Source organism: Actinomyces sp. 2119, assembly GCF_003591215.1.
GTDB classification, from domain to species: domain Bacteria; phylum Actinomycetota; class Actinomycetes; order Actinomycetales; family Actinomycetaceae; genus Actinomyces; species Actinomyces lilanjuaniae.
Genome location: NZ_QYRR01000003.1, coordinates 407,726 through 413,725 on the forward strand (window position 1 = coordinate 407,726; position 6,000 = coordinate 413,725).

Annotated in this window: 7 protein-coding genes; 4 read left to right on the top strand and 3 right to left on the bottom strand. The window is 69.4% G+C overall.

Translation table 11 applies throughout. The annotated features are described in order from the left end of the window. Positions 1-708: 708 nt before the first annotated feature. Positions 709-1,293 (bottom strand): Fis family transcriptional regulator, encoded by a 585-nt coding sequence (locus D4740_RS05435; protein WP_259390671.1) that lies wholly within the window; start codon positions 1,291-1,293, stop codon positions 709-711. Between the two features lie 135 nt (positions 1,294-1,428). Here D4740_RS05435 and D4740_RS05440 point away from each other — a divergent pair, with 135 nt between their 5' ends. The 4 genes from D4740_RS05440 to D4740_RS13235 all read left to right on the top strand — a co-directional run bounded on the left by D4740_RS05440 (position 1,429) and on the right by D4740_RS13235 (position 4,990). Beyond that, positions 1,429-2,202 carry a LysM peptidoglycan-binding domain-containing protein gene (locus D4740_RS05440; protein WP_119835902.1) on the top strand — a complete coding sequence of 258 codons (774 nt, stop codon included), beginning with the start codon at positions 1,429-1,431 and terminating at the stop codon, positions 2,200-2,202. Positions 2,203-2,347: 145 nt separating this feature from the next. Continuing rightward, positions 2,348-2,998 carry an Rv3235 family protein gene (locus tag D4740_RS13010; RefSeq protein WP_220475016.1) on the top strand — a complete coding sequence of 217 codons (651 nt, stop codon included), beginning with the start codon at positions 2,348-2,350 and terminating at the stop codon, positions 2,996-2,998. 370 nt (positions 2,999-3,368) lie between these two features. Continuing rightward, positions 3,369-4,004, top strand: coding sequence for a DUF6318 family protein (locus D4740_RS05450; protein WP_120203843.1), 636 nt, complete (start codon positions 3,369-3,371; stop codon positions 4,002-4,004). After that, entirely contained in the window at positions 4,001-4,990 is a 990-nt protein-coding gene (locus D4740_RS13235) for a zinc transporter (RefSeq protein ID WP_259390672.1), read from the top strand. The genes D4740_RS05450 and D4740_RS13235 overlap by 4 nt, the downstream gene beginning before the upstream one ends. A 164-nt stretch (positions 4,991-5,154) precedes the next feature. Here the strand turns inward: D4740_RS13235 and D4740_RS13240 are convergent, their stop codons facing one another. Together D4740_RS13240 and D4740_RS05465 are read right to left on the bottom strand one after the other, a co-directional pair. Next, positions 5,155-5,694, bottom strand: coding sequence for a hypothetical protein (locus D4740_RS13240; RefSeq protein WP_259390673.1), 540 nt, complete (start codon positions 5,692-5,694; stop codon positions 5,155-5,157). An 18-nt stretch (positions 5,695-5,712) separates the two neighbouring features. Then, positions 5,713-6,000: hypothetical protein (locus D4740_RS05465; RefSeq protein WP_119835904.1), on the bottom strand; the 288-nt coding region annotated here is incomplete at its 5' end.

Genomic DNA, 6,000 nt, shown 5'->3' on the forward strand with positions numbered 1-6,000 from the left:
AGGACACCATCGCCACGCAGAACCGTGAGGCGGTCAAGTTCCGCTGCTACGCCCAGGAGGGCCTCGCCCAACCTCCCGCCAAACCTCCCACCCAAGGCCCGCGTATGCATCGCCCTCGTATGTATCTGTAGCAGCTGTTCCAGGTACGGTGGAGCAGCGCGAGCCTATTTAGCGCGATTTGCGCGCAGGTGGAAATCGTCGCGCTCAGGGTGATCAGCGCCAGCCAGGCTCACGCACCCGGGACGAGACACCGACGGCGGTAGGGTCGGCCTGGTCCTGCGACGCCAGGCTCACGCACCCGGGGCGAGACAGGATGGCGCGGATTCCGTCCCCCTCAGCGCACCAGACGACATAGCCACCATCGCCAGACAGGCGAGGGCGCAGGACAGCCAGGATGGCACAGATTTGGCTCAGATCAACAAGTTCCTTTCCAGCGTGATCGGCACCAGCCCACTTCCCGCAGATCTCGCCAAGATGGAACCGCCCGAACACACCCTGCACCCCACACCCAAAGACGTGATAGATCCCATATGACCAAGCGCGCCAGGAGACCAGTCGACTAACTGCCGGGACGGCACAGCCAGGAGAACGGCAGAGCCAAGCCCACCTGCACAGACTCCACACCACCACCGGCACCAGGGCGACCAGACTCATGACGTACGGGCAGGACCTCATGGGTACCGCGCGAGCACAGAGCCGCAAGAGCCGTCAACGGCTGCGGAGGATCTCCACGGCCGAGAGCATGACGGTGGTGACGAGCGCTCCCGCAGCGTACCCCGGCCGCCCAGCCCCCTCCGGGTCGAGGGCGACATCGACGTGGTCGGCACCCACGCGCACCAGCCGACCAACCACCTCCCCGGCGCTGGTGTACAGGCGCACCCGGACACCACGCCGGGCGATCTCGCGCAGTAGGGAGCCCAGGGTGGGCAGTCGCCGGACCTCAGGAGGCGCGGGCCGGGGCAGGGGAGCCATCGTGGCCAGCCCGTCCACGGGCACCACTGCCTGGAGCCCCTGCCCCTCGTCTACCACGGCATAGGCGGAACCGGCCCGGCGCACGACGCCGTCCACAGGCAGGCCGCTACGGGTGCGCAGGCGCACAGCCCTGCCCACCGCGCCTCGGAGCCGGTCGGCAGCAGTAACAGCCGCCGTCTCCGCCTCCGCCAGCTCGGCACTGTGGACAGCCAGCTCAGTGCGCCTCTCCGCCTCAAAGCGGCTCTCCAGGTCAGCCAGCATCGACTCCCAGTCCACACCCCAAGCCCACCACAGGCGGTCGCGCCCGGCAGGTAACGGCACACACCGCAATCCCACCAGATCTCCCCACCAGCTACTCCACCACGAGCGCACCTCACACACAGGTTATTGACAGGCCAGTCGCAGCGATGTATATCTAACATCATCAAACATCATCTAATGACCTAGAGAGGTGCCATGACTCAACGAACCGGTCTGACGGTCCTGGCGGTAGCGTCCGCAGCGCTGACAGCAGCCCTATGCGTGGCACTACTCAGCTCTGTACGCACCCTGGAAGAGACTCCTCTCTCCCTGTGGGGAGGCAGCCAGCTCACCAGCGCCGTCGTCGCTCTTGCCAGCGGGGCCGGAGCAGCCGGGGCGCTGTGGCACGCCGTGTCGGCAGCAGCGGCTCTGGCGGCCCTGCCGGGCGCCGGGGGGCGAGGGCACCCCGCCAGCGACGTAGCGTCGCGGCTTCTTCAGCGCTGGGGCGCGCCCCTTGTCAGACGAGTCGCTGTGGGCGCGGTGGTGGCAGGCCTCAGCACAGCGCCCGCCCTGGCCGCCGAGCCCGACCCGCCACCGAACGACCTGGGCTGGAGGCCCGCATCCTCCGCGACCCAGGAGACCCCCGCTTCCACCACTCCGGAGCCAGGTCCTGCGGAGCCCACCGACCCCCGACCACAGGAGGTCGGCAGCACCCCGCAGGAGCCGGCGGAGCCACCAGGGTCGCCGCCGCGCAGCCATACCGTCACGCCGGGGGAGTCACTGTGGTCCGTCACCGTGCACAGCCTCCCCGCAGGCAGCAGCGCCGAGGACATCTCCGCCGCCTGGCCCGCGCTCTACGAGGCCAACCGGGAGGTTATCGGCCCCGACCCCGCAGTCCTCCGCCCCGGTACCACCCTGATACTGCCGGAGTGGACCGCTACGACCCAGGTACCACAGGAGGGACAGGACACCCGCCCCTCACCTCCCTAGCCGCTCATCCTTCTAGCCCCAGCAGGACCAGCCCCACAGCCTTGACCCCACCGCCCCGACGCCGCTCCGGCTCTCGCCCGATCCCGGACAGCGCCGGGCGGGTAGCAGACCGGCCCACCCACCACTGACCAGAGAGCAGGCAGCCATGGCCACCGACACCGCCACAACCGCCAGGAAGGCCGATGCCGTCGGCCCCTCCGGCCCTCGCACCAGCACTCACCCGCGCCCGACCCGCCCCACCCCGGGACGTCCCGCCACCGGCCGGCCCCCAGGGACTGTAGCCAGCACCCCGCCCCCAGGTACCACCCGGGGCACGCGCGCGGGAGACCTGCTCAGCTTTAGCCCCCGCCTGCCCCCGGAGACCACCACTATGCGTACTGCGGCGAGCACGGTACCGACGGTGTCGCGCACGCCCCGGCGCCGCCGCCCCACCCCGGGCACGACCGGGGCGCCCCAGCAACAGCCTCCGCCCTCCCCCGCACGCACCGCGGCTACCGTGGTCACCGCCGCCGCAGAGGTCCTCATGGGCTCACGCCCCGTCGACCACCTGGCCCGATGGACCACCCCCGCCCTGTTCCGCGCCCTGTCGCGCCGCGCAGGACTGGCCTCCCGGGTCCTGGGGCCAGGCAGGCGCAGAGCCAGGCCAAGGACCCGTTCCGTGCGCACCCAGGCGACGCTGCACGGCGCCTGCGAGGCCACGGTCCTGATCGAGGACGGGGAGCGGGTCCGGGCCGCCGCCGCCCGACTGGAGCCGCTGCACGGCCAGTGGGTGCTGACCAACCTGGAGATCGCGTGAGCACCCCACCCCGGCACCCACGTGCAGAGGACCTGCGCACAGGGTCACGAGGAGCCAAGGCCCCACCCCGGCAGGCAGCCGACCACCGCGCCTTCGCAGACACTAGCGCCCTCCACAATACCCACTGAGGGCTGGACCGTGGACGCCAGCACCGCTACAGTTTACCCAGTTCTGCCAGTCACGTCATTAGTTGGGGCTGGCGGGACACGCCCCTCCACCGCTTCTGTCAAAGGTGGCTGTCATGTCCCTGTACTCCCAGCACTCGCGTCGGGCACCTGGAGCGAGCCCGACTCCGGGCTCCCGGTGCCCTGGATGGTGCGGACGATGTGGGCGGCACGCGCCCAGCCATCGCACCCTGGTCCTTGCGTCCGTGGGAGTCCTCGTCGGCCTCCTCGCCGCCACGGCGTGCGGCCTGGGCGGGTGCTCCCGGGCGGACGGGACGGCGGCCACCTCGCCGACCTCGATGTCCTCCCCAGCCACAGCCAGCACCACGCCCTCGCCCACACTCTCACTGCCTCCCCTACCACCGCAGCAGGAGACCAGTCGCCAAGCAGCCCTGGCGACGCCCCCACCGGACCGACCCGCAGGCATGGACGAGCAGACCCCCGAGGGGGCCATCGCCACCGCCGAGTACCTGCTGAGTCTCATTCCCTACATCAGTGCCACCGGAGACCTGAGCCTGTGGCAGGAGCACACCGAGGACAGCGGCTGCGTCTTCTGCCAGTCCGTCACCGACAACACCAACAGTCTCCACGCCCAGGGCGGGTGGGAAGAAATCTGGAATACCAACGTCACTCAGTCCGGCTACGCCGATCCCGAGCAGGGTTACCACTACTCCCGCGTTGACCTCGTCTTCGACCACGATGCCGTCTACCGCTACGACGGCAGCGGAAGCGACCCGCAGGTCTACGAGGCCCAGACGCAGAAGATGATGACCTTTGCCCTCATCTACCGCGACGGCCAGTGGCTCCTGGGCGAGGCCGAGGTCTATGAGGAGGACCAGTGAGGTACACAGCCGTCCCGCTTCCCACCGTTCCGGCTCGCGCCATCCCGGACCCGGCCTGCGCACACGCGCCCCGTCCCTCCAGAAACCCCGGGCCGGGACGACGCCGGAGGGCAGCGACGTGGTGGGGATGCGTCCTGGTCCTGTGCCTGTTGTCCACCGTCCTGGCTATGGCCCCGCCCGCTTTAGCAACCGGGGACGATGACCGCATCTCCGTATACCGGTCCGGCAACTCCGGCCTGAGCGTGGGCGGCTCCACGACCACGACCGTGGTCCCACCCGGGACCACGACGGGCGGATCGGGTGGTGGAGGCTCTCCGGGAGGGGGCTCCCCAGGAGGGGACCAGGCACCCGCCCCGCCTGACCGCTCCATCCTGCCCCAGCTGGAGGAGAACGTCCGCCAGGGGTGTGCCCAGTCCGTCACCGGCCCCGAGTGCACCAACGCCCTCACCGAGCTGCTCGCCTGCCAGCTGGTCTGCAAGGACCCCACCCCGCAGGCAGCCCCCCAGCTCCCCGTCGCCCAGCCCGAGCCGGTCACCCTGACGGTCTCCGACGTCCAGCGCCTCATGGTCTCCGGCAACGGGCTCACCCGCCAGCCGGGCGGTCCCCAGGCACTGGTCACCAAGCCTGTCATCGCCTACACCAGCGATGCCCCGCAGACCCTGACCACCACCGTGGCCGGGACCCAGGTCACCGTCACCGCCACTCCCACCTCCTACCGCTGGGACTGGGGGGACGCCACCACGGACACCACCACCGACCCCGGCGCCCCCTGGCCCGACCACACCGTCCACCACACCTACGCCACGACTGCCACCGACGTCACCATCACCCTGACCACCACCTGGACCGCCACCTGGAGCCTGCCTGACGGCACCACCCACGACCTGGACGGCACTCTCACTACCACCGACACTGCCACACCCTTCGACCTGGTCCGTCCCCTGGCCTATCTCACCGACGACGCCGAGCACGCCCAGGGGCACTAGCCCCGCTGCTGCACGCGCTCTGCACATCTTGGGCCGCCCTCATCACGTCCCGGCAGAAGAGATCCGCAGAGTTCCGGGCAGCAGCGCACGGCTACTCCCGCCAGGCAGTCCAAAGATATGCAGCCTGTGGCACCCGGTCCCGGTGCGAACCTGAACTTTCCCGGTCACGGGGATGCGGCCTGGGCCTGGGCTGCCTGGCGCTCCCTCTCCTTCCGGGCTCTCCTGGCCTCACGACGACGCGCGTTGGCAGCCTTGCGCCTCTCGTTGGCCGCCACACCCGCAGCCATCCAGTCCGGGACGTTCTCCGCATCCCTGGGGTAGCGCTCCAGCTCCAGCGCACAGTCACCCGGGCCGGGCCGCCCACCACCAGGAGGGTCGAACACCGGCTCACGCATCCAGTCACACTCCTGGTGCAGCACCCACTCCCCCGCCACCATCCACAGCCGGCACCACGTCCACGCACCCCACCCAGGCACAGCCTGCCTATCACGCAGCTTGCCAACCACGGACAGAATCTCGTCAGGAACCTCCGCCAACCGGCTCACCCCGTCCTGAGTCACCCTGCTAGGACCCAGCGTAGACACCAGCCCTATTCCACTGATCTCAATATCAATCCGGGAACCACCAGTACCAGGAAGCCACTCAGCAAGCAGGCTCTCGGCACGAACCATCAACTCCTCAGCAGACATACGAGACATACTCACCAAGACCAGCCGCCTTTCTCACTCATTGACAAAACGGCGCGGAACCGTTCTCATCCTCTGCTCATCAGTCCATGAGACACGGAACTCGGTGGGTACCCGGCCTGCCTGGGGCACCCCGCTCAGCGAGGTCCCCGGCTCCACCCCTGGTGGGCCGTCGTACTCGATCCGGATGTCGATGTTCTCGTAGGCGCCCCGGCTGGCGGCGATGTCGTCCTCGAGCTTCTTGTAGCTGTACGGGTACATCCCCTCAGTCCCCTGGTTGAGGCTGCTGCGCATAGGCACCACGTTGATGTCCTCCGGCCCCCC